This is a genomic window from Streptomyces cinnabarinus (assembly GCF_027270315.1).
Taxonomy (GTDB): domain Bacteria; phylum Actinomycetota; class Actinomycetes; order Streptomycetales; family Streptomycetaceae; genus Streptomyces; species Streptomyces cinnabarinus.
Map to the genome: position 1 here is coordinate 8,883,587 of NZ_CP114413.1, position 13,352 is coordinate 8,896,938.

Consider the following 13,352-nt stretch of genomic DNA (forward strand, 5'->3'; position numbering starts at 1 on the left):
GCGTTCAGTGGGCCACGGCGGCCGCGCCGTGCTCGTCGATCAGCGCGCCCGTCGCGAAGCGTTCGAGGGCGAACGGGGCGTTCAGGGGATGCGGTTCGCCCGTGGCGAGGGTGTGCGCGAAGGTCCAGCCGGCGGCCGGGGTGGCCTTGAAACCGCCCGTGCCCCAGCCGCAGTTGACGTAGAGGTTCGGCACCGGAGTCGCGCCGATGATCGGGGAGGCGTCCGGGGAGACGTCGACGATGCCGCCCCAGGTCCGCAGCACATGCGCGCGGGCGAAGACCGGGAACAGCTCGACGGCGGCGGCCATCTGCCGCTCGATGACGTGGAAGGAGCCGCGCTGCCCGTAGCCGTTGTACGAGTCCACGCCCGCGCCCATCACCAGCTCGCCCTTGTGCGCCTGGGAGACGTAGACGTGCACGTGGTTGGACATGACGACCGTCGGGTGGACCGGCTCGTGCAGCTCGGAGACCAGTGCCTGGAGCGGGTGGGACTGCACCGGCAGCCGGATCCCGGCGCGCTCGGCCAGCACGCTGCTGTGGCCGGCGGCCGCGAGTCCGACCCGGCCCGCCAGGATGCGGCCCCGGTTGGTGTCGACGCCCACGACCCGGTCGCCGTCCTTGAGGAAGCCGGTGACCTCGCAGCCCTGGATCAGGTCCACGCCCAGCTCGTCGGCGCGGCGGGCCAGCGCCCAGGCGACGTGGTCGTGCTTGGCGATCCCGGCCCGGGGCTGGAAGGTGCCGCCGAGCACCGGATAGCGGGTGCGGGGCGAGAGGTTGAGGATGGGGCAGACCTTGGCGATCTCGTCCGGCTCCAGCCACTCGGCGTCCACTCCGTTGAGCCGGTTGGCGTTGACGCGGCGCACGCCCTCCCGGACGTCCTGGAGGGTGTGCGCGAGGTTGAGGACGCCGCGCTGGCTGAACAGGAAGTCGTAGTCCAGCTCCTCCGGCAGGCCCTCCCACAGCTTCAGGGCGTGCTCGTAGATCGCCGCGCTCTCGTCCCACAGGTAGTTGGAGCGGATGATCGTGGTGTTGCGGGCCATGTTGCCGCCGGCCAGCCAGCCCTTCTCCAGGACGGCGACGTCGGTGATGCCGTGGTTCTTGGCGAGGTAGTAGGCGGTGGCCAGACCGTGACCGCCGGCGCCGACGATGAGCACGTCGTAGGAGCGCTTCGGCTCGGGATTGCGCCAGAGCCAGTCCGGGTGCTCCGGCAGCGGTGCGGCGGTCATGCCGGCGCTCCGTTCAGGTGAGGGTAGAGGGGGAAGTCGGCGGCGAGCCTCTCGACCCGGGCGCGCAGCTCGTCGTCGGGGCGTTCGCCCTTGAGGGCCTCGGCGACGATGTCGGCGACCTCGCGGAACTCCGCGTCGCCGAAGCCACGGGTGGCCAGAGCGGGGGTGCCGATCCGCAGGCCCGAGGAGACCATCGGCGGGCGTGGGTCGAAGGGCACCGCGTTGCGGTTGACGGTGATGCCGATGCGGTGCAGGCGGTCCTCGGCCTGCTGCCCGTCGAGGGCGGACCCGCGCAGGTCGACGAGGATCAGATGGACCTCCGTACCCCCGGTCAGGACCGTGATCCCGGCCTCCGCGACATCATCGGCCAGCAGCCGCCCGGCGAGGATCTTCGCGCCCTTGAGCGTGCGCCGCTGACGGTCCTTGAACTCCTCGCCCGCGGCCACCTTGAAGGCCACCGCCTTCGCCGCGATCACATGCTGAAGCGGTCCGCCCTGCTGGCCCGGGAAGACAGCGGAGTTGATCTTCTTGGCCAGGTCGGCACGGCTGAGGATCACACCACCGCGCGGGCCACCGAGGGTCTTGTGCGTGGTCGTCGTGACGACATCGGCGTAGGGCACCGGGCTCGGGTGCAGCCCCGCGGCGACGAGCCCCGCGAAGTGCGCCATGTCCACCATCAGATACGCGCCCACCGCGTCGGCGATCCGCCGGAACGCGGCGAAGTCCAGCCGGCGCGGATACGCCGACCAGCCCGCGACGATCATCTTGGGCCGGTGGGCCAGGGCGAGTTGCTCGACCTCGTCCATGTCGACCCGCAGGTCGGACTCGCGCACGTGGTAGGGCACGACGTTGTACAGCTTGCCGGAGTAGTTGATGCGCATGCCGTGGGTCAGGTGACCGCCGTGCGCCAGGTCGAGGCCGAGGATCGTGTCGCCGGGCTTCAGCAGCGCGAACATCGCGGCCGCGTTGGCCTGGGCGCCCGAGTGCGGCTGCACGTTCGCGGCCTCGGCGCCGAACAACTCCTTCACCCGGTCAATCGCCAACTGCTCGACGACGTCGACGTGTTCGCAGCCGCCGTAGTAGCGGCGGCCGGGGTAGCCCTCGGCGTACTTGTTGGTCAGCACCGAGCCCTGGGCCTCCAGCACGGCGGCCGGGGCGAAGTTCTCCGACGCGATCATCTCCAGCGTCGACTGCTGACGGCGCAGTTCGGCGTGGACCGCGGCGGCGACGTCCGGGTCGAGGTCGCCGAGCGGGCGGGACAGGGAGGAGGCGGTCGTGGTCGACGGGGTGGTTGCCATCTGCACACCATCCTGGGAGACGACTGAAAGGTGACTGATATATCAGCCCTTGCGGTAAGGTATGTGAGCTCGCCGGACAGGTCAAGGGGGCGTTGATGCAGCAGATGGCGACCGAGCCCAGCAACGAGGAGCTCTCCCTCGCCGAGCGCGCCTATCGCGTCATCCGCGACCGGCTCGTCCTGCTGGAGATCCGGCCGGGTGCTCCGATCAACGAGGAGCAGCTGGGGCAGTCCCTCGGCGTCGGCCGGACACCGGTACGCGAGGCGCTCAAGCGGCTTCAGTACGAGCGCCTCATCACGACCTACCCCCGACGCGGCACCTTCGCCACCGACGTCCACATCACCGACCTGGCCCACATCTCCGAAGTGCGCCAGGAACTGGAACCCCTCGCCGCGGCCCAGGCGGCCCGGCGTGCCACGGCGACGGACCGGGCGACCCTGACGGCGCTACGGCAGGAACTCGAGAGCGGGGACACCCGGCGACAGGACGCCACCGAGCTCCTGCACCTGGACCTCCAGGTTCACCGCGCCGTCTACGCGGCCACGCACAACCCGTATCTGGAGGACACCCTCGTCCGCTACGACAACCTGGCCACCCGCATCTGGTGCCTGTTCATCGACCGGCTCTCCGACATGGCCGGCCACGTCGCAGAGCACGGACCGCTGATCGACGCGATCGTCGCCGGTGACCCCGAGCGGGCGGCGCGACTGGCCCGCAGCCATGTCGAGGGGTTCGAGCGGGCGGTCCGCGACGCGATGTGAAGGGCCGGGTTCCTGGGCGTCCGCACGATGCATCTGGGGCCTGCCCGCCAGGGTGGTCCGCAAGTATGGAGCGACGTCGTCCTCCGACAGCTGGGTGATCACGCTGCGGACGCACCGCTCGATCTTGTTCCGGGACGCCGGCCTGCGGTGAGGCGCCGGAACGCAGCGGCGAGGTCCGCCGCGAGCCTGTCGGCGTGGGATCGGTACGGTCGGAAGAATCACGAGGAGGACAGGTTGGACGACGCGCGGTCAGCGAGCGATCTCACGGTGCGCCTCGACGAGCTCGCGGCCGGGCTTGCGGACCCGGACTGCGACGTCGATGCCCTTGCAGAGATCGAAGAGCAGTTGATAGCCGCCCGGCAACGGGAGCTGGTTCCCTACCTGGAGGCGCACCTCACGGCGGCCGTGGAAGCGGGCAGCTGGTACGCCCGTCATGTGCTCGCCCGGATTCTGGCCGAGACGGCCGGCCGCACGTCTTTGGCTGCCCTGTTGCGTGCCTACGCTCGCGATCTGGGTGACGACCAGGACTCTCTCGCGACGACGCTTTACGTATGCGCGCAGGAGGACCCGTCCTCCGCGCGCGAGATCCTCGTGCCGTGCGCCGATGACAGCGATCAGGACCTTCGCCGGGCGGCGATCTGGCTGCTCGGCTTCGTCCCCGAACCCGCTGATCTCAGCCTGCTTGCCCACGCCGCGCAGGACTCGGACGAACGGATCCGGACCGCGGCCGTGGGCACACTGTGCAGCCACGGTACAAGCCCGGCGGCCGTCGACCTGCTGCTGAACCTGCTGGACGATCCATCCGCGCAAGTGCGCATCTGCGCTCTCGGTTCCCTCGGTTTCCTCCAGAAGCCAAGAACCTTGCGGAAGATCCGCCTGCTCGCGAACGACGACAACCCCCGCGTCCGCGCCTGGGTCGCGATTGCCCTGGGTCGCTTCCCCGTCCCGGAGCGCGCCGATCTCACAACCTCGGCTGTGCTCGACCGGCTGAGTACGGACCCCGACCCGTACGTTCGTGAACAGGCGGCCAAGGCACGCCGGCCCGAACCCCGCAGCACCTGACAAACACAGCACGACACAGCATTTCAGGTTGCCCACGGCCGAAGTCACCCTGGGCAGCGGCGGGACTTGGACCACCGTTAGAGGCGGCCCGCCCGGGCCGTCCCGGCGTCAACCGGCACGGTCCAGGCGGTGCGGCACACGGTCCGCCTCAGCTGCCGGGCTTGTAGCCCAGCATGAACGTCACCGGCCGGCCCGAACCCGGATTCCCCGGCTCGTTGGGTTTGGCGAGGGAGTAGACGGGAGCACCGACCGCGCTCAGCGCTTCCCGCGCGTCGTCGGCACTGTCGGCGGCCCCGTAGAAGAGATCGAATTCACCCTTCACGCCGACACCCGGCGAGCCCGTCGCCGGCTTCATGGGGACATTGACGTCCAGCATGGTGCCACCGTCGTAGGGGCCCTCGTCGGTGAAGGAGCCTTCCTTGCGGTCCTTGGTGCGTCCGGACGCGGGGTCGGGGTCACCCCGCCCGTGGTCACTGGAGAACTCGACCTGCGCGTGGTCGGCCTTGACGGTGATGAACTCGTCGAACGGGGTCGGTTCCACACCCCAGTCGACGACCCGCCGGTAGGTGATGTGCGGGACCTCGCCCGGGGGAGCCTCCGAGGTGATGGTGACCTTCACGTCGTAGAGCGAACTGCGCGAGGAGGGCCTGAACTCGTGGGTCACGGTCACCGGATAGTCCGTGCCGGTCAGCCGTACGACTGAGACCACCTGGTAGTCCGTGGTGACGAACTGCGTGACCGTCGCGTTGGGGGAGAGGCCCTTCAATCCGTGTGCGTAGCCGCTCCATTGGCCGACCCCGCCGGGCGGGGTCACCTGGATGCCCCAGCCCTCGCAGTGACAGCCGCGCGCGGCGACTCCCTCGAAGTTGGTGGCCTTGTGCCGGATGCCGAGATCGGTGGTCTTCGATCCGGCGCTGGGCGGACTCCCGGGTGAGATGAGATTCCCACCGGGCTGTACGCCGACCTCGATGCCGCTGTTGCCGACCACCCCGCCGAAGCGTGAGGTGTACTGGGTCTCCCAGCGCCCCTCCTCTTCGTCCTCGTCCAACCCGCCATGGCTGATCATCAACGTCACGACATGGCATTTCCCGCCGATGCGGGTGTCCAGCGTGGTGTCCTGCCGGCGCGCGCTCTTGTCCTCGGCGAAACAACGCCGGGGGATGGTCTCCCAGTTGACTACGGTGAAGGTCAGCCGCTCGTCATCGTCCTGCATGGTGCGTACGGCCATGTTCCACAGGTCGGATGGCTTGTTGCTGCCGATGAGGTCGACGTAGTGCACGCCGCCGTCCTTGACGGTGGCCTTCCCCGACGCCTTGCCGGTGTCCGGGGCCAGCGTCACCGTCTCGTGCGCCGGGCGGGCGACGGGGAACGTGCTGTCCGATCCGGTGCCGGCGAGCGCGCTGCACCAGTCGGACACATCGGGATCCCGGTAGTGCCAGTACGACCCGAAGTCGGACGCCGAACCAGTGCCGCACATCTGGTAGTTGGCGACCCCGAAGGCCCGGAACTCCTCGGCGAGATCCGCGTCGTACTCATCCCTCATCATGTCCCGGATCTCGGTCTGCCCGTCCGGGAAATACGCGTCGCCGATCCGCTCCCAGGACTTGCGGACGGACTCCGTCCCGAGCCGCTCCTCCATGAACTCGGCGAAGATGAAGGCTCCGTACTGCCGTGACTCGCCGCCCCATCCGTCCCAGGCGGTCAGCGACTCGTCGGGCCGCTGGAAGAAGATGTCCAGGTGCTTCGCGTAGTCGTCGCGCTCCGCGATCGGCATCGCCGCGTCATCCTTGATCGCCTGGTGGGCGCCCCATTCCGCGGTCGCCTCCATCCAGGCGTTGAGGCTCTTCATGTTGAAGAGCAGACTCACCCCGATGTACTTGTACTGCATGGAGTGAAAGAGTTCGTGCCGCGGCAGGTAGTACTCGTCCGCCTCCTGCCCCGCGCTCCACTTCGACCCGAGGTGGATGACATTGGCGTCGGCCACCTCGTAGGGCTGTACGGCCCCGGTGCCCGGGGGAGCGTGCTCCGAACCGATGAAGACGGCGACCCGCTTCTCACCGGCGTCCCTCGGCTCGTAGCCCAGGGAGGCGTACTTCGCGTAGGCCACCTCGAAGGAACGGCCCATCCGGTCCACGTAGTTGGGCACCCCGTTGCCCGGCACATCGCCGACCGTGGCGTTCCCCGCGCCGTCGTAGGGGTTGGTGTCGTTCTCGCCACCGAGGTTGTAGATGAGACTGAAGTTGGCGGTGTTGTACGTGCAGCGCTGGCCCGAGGGGAACGCCGTGCCACACTCGGCGGCCGATGCCTGCAAGGCAGCCTTCACGTCCCCGGCCGCGGGCTGCGGTTCCTGAGGATCGCGGGCGATGACGGGTGCCAGATCAGCGGCGCCGCCGAGCCGGTTCTGCACACTGCGGCGGACCGGGTGCGGGAGCTTTCCCAACTCCCGCCCGAGTGCCATCGCCAGGATCGCCTCCTGCTGCGGCGGCACGCTCTCGTCGCGGTAGCGCTGCGGAACCCCGCCCTGGTACCCGAGTTTGGCGTACGCGTGATTGACGAACGCCTCCTCCTGCAGCCGCCCGGACCGTACGTCCTCCAGGAGGAGCCTGAGCCCCGGCTGGAAGTCCGCATAGCTTTCCGGCTCCGGCTTGGGCGGCGGCTCGCCCTCCGCCGCGGAAGCCGGAATTCCCAAGAGGGAAAAGGTCATTGCTGCCGCGGCCACCCCAACGACCGATCTTCGCCACGTACGCCTCATACTGGCTCTCCCCCGAGAACGGCGGCTCCTACCAACCCGTTGTCGGCAGGCAGCCAAGGGTTCGGTGGTGCAAGCCCGGAGCGTAGGGGAGGAGGAGGCTGGATCGCCAGACGGCGCACCTGAAACTCCCGTGGTCCGCGGGTACAGGTGACTCTCACAGGTACTGGCCCAAGAAGTGGAAGCCGAGGCTGGTGGCGGATACCACCACCCACAGGCAGCCGCCCAGCAGCAGGGGCGCGAGGCCGGTCCGGCGCAGCTTGGCGGGTTGGGTGGACAGACCGACCGCGGACAGGGCGACGGTGATCAGGAAGACGGCGAGTGTGCCGATCGGGCCGTGGGCGGCGGGCGGGACGAGACCGGCGGTGTTCGCGGCCGCCAGGGCAAGGAAGCCGATCAGGAACCACGGCACCAGTCGGCCGACGCGTACCGGGGCGGCGGCACCCTGGCCGGGACCCGCTGTTTCGGTGTCCGCCGCCGCATCCTCCGCCGTCCGCGTCCGACGGCGGGCAATGGCCGCGAGAACGAGGCAGATCGGGATGATCATCAGCGTGCGGGCCAGCTTGACCACGACCGCGTGATCGGCCGCGGGGCCGCCGTAGGTGGCGGCCGCGGCCACCACCGACGACATGTCGTTGACCGCGGTGCCGGCGAACACACCGAAGGCCTCCTGGCCCATGCCCAGCAGATGGCCGAGAGCGGGGAAGCTCAGCACCGCGGCGACGTTGAACACGAAGATCGTGGAGATGGCGTAGGCCACCTGCGCCTCGGCCGCGCCGATGACCGGTGTGACCGCGGCGATCGCGGAGGCGCCGCAGACACCAGTGCCCACACCGATCAGGGTGCGCAGGTCGCGGACGACACCGAGCCGGCGTCCGATCCAGTAGGCGGCCGCGAGACAGGCCGCGAGGGTCCCGATCATCACCGGCAGCGAGCCGACACCGACCCGCAGCACCTGAGTCAGCGACAGTTGCGCGCCAAGGACGACCACGGCGGCCTGGAGCACACCGCGCCCGGCGAAGGCGATGCCCGGCCGCAGCCGTTCCCCGGGCCGCACCGCCACGGCCACCAGCACCCCGAGCACGACCGCGCTCACCGGCCCGCCGATGACGGGCGCCAGCCGCCCCGCCGCGGTCGCGACCAGGGCGACGGCGCAGGCGAGGGCGAGCCCCGGCAGCCGGGCGACGACAGCGGTGGAGCGGGCGCCTGGCGTGGCACCGGGCCTGCGGAGGGCGGCGAGGCGGGGTGGCGCGGGGGTGCCTGACCGTGGGGAGTAGTCGGCGTTAGTCATGATCGCCACTCTGGGCGGCACCGCGCGGGCTCTGTAGCCCTTGATCGAGCATCAGTTCATAGCGCAGACGTATGACCAACCCATACGGTGTCGCTGTGACAGACGCATCCGTTCCGCCTCCCCGTCCCGGTGCCGTTCCGCTGCGCACTCCCGATCTGGAGTCGCTGCGGCTGCTCGTCCTCGTCGCCGACCTGGGGAGTCTGGGCCGGGCGGCCGAGCGCCTGCGGATCTCCCAGCCGTCCGCCAGCCGTAGGTTGTCCACGCTGGAGCGCGGGCTGGGACTGGTGTTGGTCGACCGGACCCGTCGCGGATCCCGGCTGACGCTGGCCGGGCAGGAGGTGGCCGGGCACGCCCGGCGGATCATGGACGGACTCGACGACCTGCTCGCCGACGCCGACAGGCTGCGTGACCGCAGGGAGGCCGAGCTGCGCGTCGCGGCGAGCCTGACCGTCGCGGAGTACCTGCTGCCGGCCTGGATCAGCGAGCTGCGCGGCCGTCGGCCGGGGCTCTACATCGGGCTTCAGGTGAGCAACAGCGAGCACGTACCGGAGCTGGTCGATGCGGGCGAGGCCGACATCGGATTCGTCGAGGGGCCACGTCTGTCGCGCGTGATGTCCACGCGGCAGGTGGCCGAGGACCGGCTCGTGGTCGTGGTCGACCCCGGGCATCCATGGGCGCGGCGCGCTGAGCCGTTGTCGGCGCGAGAGCTGTCCCGTGCGCCGCTGGTGCTGCGGGAGCGCGGTTCCGGCACCCGGCAGACTCTGGACCGGGCCCTGCATCTGGCCGGCTGTGAACGCGTGCGGCCCCTGGTGGAGCTCGGCTCGACGGCCGCCGTGCGCGGCGCGGTGATCGCGGGCACCGGGCCGTCCGTACTCAGCGAGCTGGCCGTCCGTGGTGACATCGCCGAGGGACGGCTGATCGGCGTCGACGTCGAGGGCGTCGACCTGACGCGTGACCTGCGCGCGGTCTGGCCGAGCGGGCGGCGCCTGCAGGGCCCGGCGGCGGAGCTGGTCACGGTGGCCCGCCGCGCGGTCACAGGGGCGCGGTCGACTCGCGCGGCGGACTGACCGAACGGCGTCTGCCGTGGCGCGTCGTCATGGCGGGCGGCGCGTGCGTACGGCCACGGCGTTGTGCGCCTGGCCCACGGCAGCCGAGTGCACGCAGAGCCGGGCGGTTCGGCTACGACAGAGGCGTCGTCGCCTCTCCTCGAAGAGCGCGCGGCGGCGGACAGTCCCACCCGGGGCCCGTCACCCCCGGGCCGCGGGGGCGGACGATGTCGCGCGGGGTGACTCCGGTGCGGGTCAGGGGGCGGGCGGGAGGTTCGGCCCTCGGGTCGCCGGGCGCGGTGTCGTCGGGGCGGGCCAGCCACAGGCGCAGCAGGTGGCGTTTGGCCTGCGGGGCGTCGAAGTCGTCGTAGGCCGAACGGGCGTGCAGGACCACGTGGTTGTCGAGCAGCAGCAGGTCCCCGGGCCGCAGGTCCAGGTCCAGCCGTACGACGGGGGAGGCGGCCGTGGAGTCGATGAGCGTGTAGAGCCGGCTGTCGACGTCCGGTGCGGAGGTCGGTTCGCTGCCGTGCGGCCCGCGGGCCAGCCGGGCTCGGTCGTAGCGCATGCTGGGTCTGTCGCCGTGCCGGGTGATGAGAGGGGACGCCAGAGAGGTCTCCTCGCCGGACGTCCGCTCCGGCTGACCGTCGAAGTGGTGCTGGCGGTACAGGTTCCCGGCGAGGTCGGGCCGGGCGCTGAGTACGGCGTTGTGCACGGCCGCGGCACTGGCCAGGAGTGTGCGCCCGCCGGAGCGGGCCGGGCGCAGGCACAGCAGGGCGAGGAGGTCGGACTCGGCGGTGTGGAACGGTATCGCCGCCCGGGTCCGGTACGCGGGCGGCGCGGGAGCATCGGGGGCTGCGGCGGTGTCGGGCGCCGCGCCGGTGTCCCGGATGTGGCAGAGGGTTCGGCCGTCGGGCGTCTGGGACACGGGCCGTCCGAGGTACTGGCCGAGCCCGCGCAGCACGGTGCACGCCTCCGCCTCGCCGAGCAGGTCCGGCGGGACGCCCCGCAGCAGGACGAAGCCGGGTCCCTCGGCCAGCGCCGCCCCGGCCTGCCCCAGTACGGCGGCGAGCGTGGGCAGCGGGAAGTCGGCGACCGACATCCGCAGCAGAGTGGCGGCACGCCGACGGGCCGTGCGCACAGCCCCGCGCAGTTCCTCACGGTGCCCGGCCGACAGCGTCAGGACCCAGTCGTCGCGGCCCGCCATATCGGGCCCGTACCACAGGGCGGGACCCGTGAACGGAGAGATCGGCGGCGGTGTGGCATCCGGGGTTTCGGCCATGGTCGTCTCCGTGAGGTCTGAAGAGCCGGGCAGGTTGCGGCGGTGGAGCGGCGGCACGGGCGATACGGCCCGCCCGTCGCCGCGCGCCGCCGGGCCGTCGAGCCGCCTCGAACGGGGATGCTACGAAGCACCCGTGCACGATGCTTGACGGACAGGGACGGGAAACTTAACTTTTGGGGACCCCGCCGCGGGGACCCCACCGCCCCCCGGAGCGTGTCCATGAGGCCTCTCGCCCGCACTGCCGCGCTGAACGGCTACGTCGAGCTCAGCCGTTCCCTCGGTCTGGATCCGCGGGCGCTGATGAAGAGCGTGAGCCTGCACGCCGCGGATCTCGCCGTGCAGGACCGGTGGATCTCCGGCACGGCGGTGGTCGGCCTGCTGGAGCTGTCGGCCGCCCGCTCCGGGCGCGAGGACTTCGGGCTGCTCCTCGCCGAGCGGCGGCGCTTCTCCAACCTCGGCCCGATCAGCCTGCTGGTGCGGGAGGAGCCAGACGTGCGCAGCGCCCTGGCCCTGCTGATCCGCCATCAGCACACCTACAACGAGCTGCTGCACGCCCGGCTCTCCGAAGGCCACGGGGTGGCCACGCTCAAGGTCGACATCGAACTCGGCGAGCCGCGGCCGGCCCGGCAGGCCACGGAGCTCGCCGTGGGCGCCTTCCATCGTGTGCTGTGCGGCTTCCTCGGCCCGCGGTGGCGTCCGGAGTCGGTGTCCTTCACCCACCCGGCACCCCGTGACGGCGCAGGACACCGCCGGGTGTTCGGGCCGGTGGTGGAGTTCGACCGCGACTTCAACGGCATCGTCCTCTACACCGAGGACCTCGACGCCCCCAACGCCATGGCCGACGCCCAGCTGCGCAGCTACACCCGGCAGTACTTCGAGCCGGTCGCCGCTCCCCGGGAGGTGTCCGAGGCCGACCGGGTGCGCGACCTGATCGAGGCGCTGCTGCCGACCGGGCGCTGTTCCATCGAGCAGATCGCGCGCAGCCTCGGCGTGGACCGGCGTACCGTGCACCGCCATCTGGCCCGGTCCGGCGAGACCTTCTCCTCGCTGCTCAACACGACCCGCAGGGCGCTCGCGGAGCAGTTCGTGGCCAATCCCAGCCGTTCCCTGACGGAGGTCTCCGCCCTCCTGGGGTTCTCCTCGCTCAGCGCGTTCTCCCGCTGGTTCCACGAACAGTTCGGCACCGGACCGCGGGAGTGGCGCAAGGCCCGGACGGGCGCGGCGCCGGGCGGGAGCTGAACCAAGCCGGACGCATGGGGCAGTAGTGCCGCCGCGTCCGCCGGGTGTCCCTGATAGACAAGTCACCTGTCACCACAGGCAAAGCAGGCGCCTGTCGGCCGCCCTACCTTGGCACCACCGCGCAGGCGGCCGGCCTCTGGAGGGAAGACCCTTCGACTCCCCTGAGGGGATTCCCTCCGGACCGGTCCGCGACCAACCGGGCCACCCACAGCCACCGGCCCGGACGACCGCAGCCGCAGGTCTCCGTCGTTCTCGTCCGCCGCCTGCCTCGTGACGCCGTCTCCCCGATGCCAAGGAGAAGCACCCGTGCACTTCCACGACGACTCCCTCTTCCCGGAGAACCAGGAGAAGCTGGTGATCCAGGCCGCGCCGTACGGCCCCGAGTGGCTGCCCGGGGACGCCGACGATCTGCCCCTGACCATGGACGAGCACGTACAGGCCGCCGTCGACTGCTACAACGCCGGCGCGACCGTGCTGCACATCCATGTGCGGGAGCTCGACGGCAAGGGCTCCAAGCGGATGTCCATGTTCAACGAGCTGCTGGGGCGGCTGCGCGAGGCCGTGCCCGACATGGTGCTCCAGATCGGCGGTTCCATCTCCTTCGCCCCCGAGGGCGAGGGCGGCGACGCCAAGTGGCTCGCCTACGACACCCGCCACCTGCTGGCCGAACTCACCCCGGCGCCGGACCAGGTGACGATCGCGATCAACACCAGCCAGATGAACATCGTCGAGATCATGAACGACGATGACCTGGAAGGCACTTCCATCGCGAAGCCCGACTACTACCGGGCCTACCGCGACATGGTCGTCGAGGCCGGTCCCGACTTCTACCTGGAGCACCTCAGGCGGCTGCACGCCGGCGGCATCCAGCCCCACTTCCAACTCGCCCACCTGGCGCAGCTGGAGACCGTCGAGCGGCTGATCCGCGCGGGCGTCTACACCGGCCCGCTGATCCTCAACTACGTGGCCATCGGCGGTGGTTTCGCCGGACGGCACCCCGCCGACCTGGTCGAGTTCATCCGCCGGGTGCCGGACGGCGCCGTGCTGACCATCGAGAGCTCCATGCGTGCCGTGGCCCCGATGAACGCCGTCGCCATCGCCCTCGGCCAGCATGTGCGCGTCGGCAACGAGGACAACCTGTGGGGCGCCAAGGGCGAGCGGATGTCGTCGGTGGCCCAGATCGAGCAGATGGTGAAGATCTCCGAGGCACTCGGCCGCGACATCGCCACCGGCGCCGACGCCAAGCGTATTTACCAGATCGGCGAGTACTACGCCGACGCCGACGAGACCCTCGCCCGGCTCGGCATGGTGCCCAACCGCCGCCCGGGACAGCGCGGCTTCATGCTGCGCGACGTCCAGGCCTGACCCGACCCCGTCCCCACCCCACGAACCCCCGCGGGAG

Annotated in this window: 10 protein-coding genes; 5 read left to right on the forward strand and 5 right to left on the reverse strand. The window is 70.8% G+C overall.

From position 1 onward, the window contains the following. Positions 1–4 precede the first annotated feature (4 nt). Both STRCI_RS40045 and glyA read right to left on the reverse strand, forming a co-directional pair. On the reverse strand, positions 5–1,225 hold the full coding sequence (locus tag STRCI_RS40045; protein ID WP_269663923.1) for a sarcosine oxidase subunit beta family protein: 1,221 nt from the start codon (positions 1,223–1,225) through the stop codon (positions 5–7). Continuing rightward, on the reverse strand, positions 1,222–2,523 hold the full coding sequence (glyA, locus tag STRCI_RS40050) for a serine hydroxymethyltransferase (protein WP_269663924.1): 1,302 nt from the start codon (positions 2,521–2,523) through the stop codon (positions 1,222–1,224). The genes STRCI_RS40045 and glyA overlap by 4 nt, the downstream gene beginning before the upstream one ends. 95 nt (positions 2,524–2,618) lie before the next feature. Here glyA and STRCI_RS40055 point away from each other — a divergent pair, with 95 nt between their 5' ends. Both STRCI_RS40055 and STRCI_RS40060 read left to right on the forward strand, forming a co-directional pair. Further along, complete coding sequence (locus STRCI_RS40055) at positions 2,619–3,284, forward strand: GntR family transcriptional regulator (protein ID WP_269663925.1); 666 nt, start codon at positions 2,619–2,621, stop codon at positions 3,282–3,284. A 234-nt stretch (positions 3,285–3,518) separates the two neighbouring features. Beyond that, a complete protein-coding gene (locus STRCI_RS40060; RefSeq protein WP_269663926.1) occupies positions 3,519–4,346 on the forward strand; it encodes a HEAT repeat domain-containing protein in 828 nt (275 codons plus the stop codon). Between the two features lie 148 nt (positions 4,347–4,494). Here STRCI_RS40060 and STRCI_RS40065 read toward each other — a convergent pair whose 3' ends face one another. Both STRCI_RS40065 and STRCI_RS40070 read right to left on the reverse strand, forming a co-directional pair. Continuing rightward, on the reverse strand, positions 4,495–7,035 hold the full coding sequence (locus tag STRCI_RS40065) for a hypothetical protein (protein WP_269663927.1): 2,541 nt from the start codon (positions 7,033–7,035) through the stop codon (positions 4,495–4,497). Positions 7,036–7,252: 217 nt separating this feature from the next. After that, positions 7,253–8,386 carry a YeiH family protein gene (locus STRCI_RS40070; RefSeq protein WP_269663928.1) on the reverse strand — a complete coding sequence of 378 codons (1,134 nt, stop codon included), beginning with the start codon at positions 8,384–8,386 and terminating at the stop codon, positions 7,253–7,255. A gap of 95 nt (positions 8,387–8,481) precedes the next feature. On the opposite strand from STRCI_RS40070, the gene STRCI_RS40075 reads away from it, so the two are divergent. Further along, positions 8,482–9,453 (forward strand): LysR family transcriptional regulator, encoded by a 972-nt coding sequence (locus STRCI_RS40075; RefSeq protein WP_269663929.1) that lies wholly within the window; start codon positions 8,482–8,484, stop codon positions 9,451–9,453. Between the two features lie 112 nt (positions 9,454–9,565). Here the strand turns inward: STRCI_RS40075 and STRCI_RS40080 are convergent, their stop codons facing one another. Then, positions 9,566–10,711: a TauD/TfdA family dioxygenase gene (locus STRCI_RS40080; protein WP_269663930.1), complete on the reverse strand. Its 1,146-nt coding sequence runs from the start codon at positions 10,709–10,711 to the stop codon at positions 9,566–9,568. Between the two features lie 219 nt (positions 10,712–10,930). Here STRCI_RS40080 and STRCI_RS40085 point away from each other — a divergent pair, with 219 nt between their 5' ends. Both STRCI_RS40085 and STRCI_RS40090 read left to right on the forward strand, forming a co-directional pair. Next, entirely contained in the window at positions 10,931–11,950 is a 1,020-nt protein-coding gene (locus STRCI_RS40085; RefSeq protein WP_269663931.1) for an AraC family transcriptional regulator, read from the forward strand. 306 nt (positions 11,951–12,256) lie between these two features. Next, a complete protein-coding gene (locus tag STRCI_RS40090) occupies positions 12,257–13,315 on the forward strand; it encodes a beta-keto acid cleavage family enzyme (RefSeq protein ID WP_269663932.1) in 1,059 nt (352 codons plus the stop codon). Positions 13,316–13,352: the final 37 nt, after the last annotated feature.